The sequence below is a fragment of the Kaistella sp. genome (assembly GCF_032060305.1).
Taxonomy (GTDB): Bacteria; Bacteroidota; Bacteroidia; order Flavobacteriales; family Weeksellaceae; genus Kaistella; species Kaistella yananensis.
Map to the genome: position 1 here is coordinate 38,608 of NZ_DAMBHK010000006.1, position 1,995 is coordinate 40,602.

Below are 1,995 nucleotides of genomic sequence, written 5' to 3' on the forward strand. Positions count from 1 at the left end.
TTCGAGTGGTGCTCCAAATAAGAAATGATGATTTCGTCGTTTTCTTTAATTAAATTCGTTAAAGAATAGGCGATGAGGTTGATTCCTTCCGTCGTTCCTTTGGTAAAAATGACTTCAAAATCTTTTTTTGCATTGATGAATTTTTGGACTTTTCTCCTAGAAAGCTCCATTTCCTCGGTCGCCAATTGACTTAAAGTGTGAATTCCGCGATGAACATTCGCATTGATCTCCTGGTAATATTTTTCCCAAGAATTCAGTACCGATAACGGTTTCTGCGAAGTGGCAGCATTGTCGAGATAAACCAAGGGTTTTCCGTTAACTTGTTGGGAAAGGACAGGAAACTGGCTGCGAATATTTTGTAAATCGAACATTTTACTTATTTAGAATGCTTCAAATTTACGGAATTTATATTTGAAAACTATGTATTCTGATTGATTGTGTTAATAATGAGTGGCCACTTGATTTACTAAGAATGCTGCCTGTTCGGGTCTTCCTTTGGCGTCTTTTGGTTGGTCTTTATACATTCCGGTTCTTACGATCACCATGTTTTTTTTCGGAACGATGATGATGTATTGCCCGTAAAGTCCCCAGAAATAATAATGTTTTAAATTACTGTCATTATTTATCCAAAGTCCCATTCCGTAAGCTTCTTTCGAAAGTTTTGTCGGTGTTTTCATCTCATTTAAAAACTGCGAACTGATGATTTGCTGATTTTCAAATTTTCCTTCATTTAGGAACAGCTGACCGAGTTTCGCAAAATCCCGCGAAGTGGAGTGAATGCAGCAAAAAGTTTTTTCCATCCCGAATTCATCGGTGCTCCAATCTGCGTTTTCTTCCATTCCCAAAGGTTTCCAAAGTTTTTCAGAGGCGTATTGGGCGAGAGGTTGGTTGAGGGATTTTCTCAGAGCAAAACCAAGAAGCTGCGTTGCGCCGCTTTGGTATTCGAATTCTGTTCCTGGCTGTTTTCTAAAGCTGCGCAGCAGCACAGCTTCTTCCAGAGATTTTCCGTAATAGGCTTTTGCGTTCTGAAGGAAAGGATTGCCGTAATCTTCAGTCCAGTTCAGTCCGGCCTCCATTTTTGCAAGATCACCGACCGTTAAATCTTTTCCGAATTCTATATTTTTATAGTTTTCATAAAAATCTGAATAACGCTGGTGTAAACTGCTGATTTTTTTTTCTTCAAGAGCTTTGCCCAGCAGCAACACCGTTACGGCTTTCGCCATGGAGAAAGAATTGCTTTTGGAATTTGCGGAGTAGCCATCCCAATATTCTTCGTGAAGAAGTTTTCCGTCTTTAATGATTAAAAAAGATGTGGTTTCAGTATTTTTAAGATCTTCCACTAAAGCTTTAGATAAAGGCTTTTTATTGTAAAGCGCATCTTTTTCCCAGAGCGATGTATTTCCCTTTGCGATGGTATGTGACGGAAAATATTTCCCGTCGTGAATTGTAGCACCCGATTCTCCGCGAAGATAAGTCTGGCGCATTCCGTTGAAAAGATAGTCGTAGCCAAATGAATAGGAAAGTGCGATTAGCAAAGCGAAAAACACAAGGATTCCTTTTATAATTTTCAAAAACATTATTTAAACTTTAATTACAAATTTAAGATTAAATAACAAAAAAGTTCCGGAGCACATCCGGAACTTCAATTTAATATGTTTTTTAAACTTAAATCTTAGAAAGTAAATTTCTGAAATTTGTTTTCTCGTCGATAATTCTGCGTAAATCTGCCACCGGAACTCTTTCCTGCTTCATGGTATCACGGTCTCTTAAAGTAACGGTATTGTCCACAAGAGAATCGTGATCAACTGTGATACAGAACGGCGTTCCAATCGCATCCTGACGTCTGTAACGTTTTCCGATACTGTCTTTGTCTTCATAAATAACGTTGAAATCGTATTTCAGATCGTTGAAAATTTTCTCACCATATTCGCCGAGACCGTCTTTTTTCATTAAAGGCAAAATCGCAGCTTTTACCGGAGCCAAAGCTGGCGGAAG

3 protein-coding genes are annotated in these 1,995 nt (G+C 38.5%); all 3 read right to left on the bottom strand.

What is annotated here, in order from left to right:
* Positions 1-371, bottom strand: a 371-nt coding sequence (locus V5N63_RS01640; protein WP_332032415.1) for an aminotransferase class V-fold PLP-dependent enzyme, incomplete at its 3' end; no start/stop codon positions are given.
* A 69-nt stretch (positions 372-440) separates the two neighbouring features.
* On the bottom strand, positions 441-1,571 hold the full coding sequence (locus V5N63_RS01645; RefSeq protein WP_332032417.1) for a serine hydrolase domain-containing protein: 1,131 nt from the start codon (positions 1,569-1,571) through the stop codon (positions 441-443).
* Between the two features lie 94 nt (positions 1,572-1,665).
* The coding region (locus tag V5N63_RS01650; RefSeq protein ID WP_332032420.1) for a His/Gly/Thr/Pro-type tRNA ligase C-terminal domain-containing protein at positions 1,666-1,995 on the bottom strand (330 nt) is incomplete at its 5' end.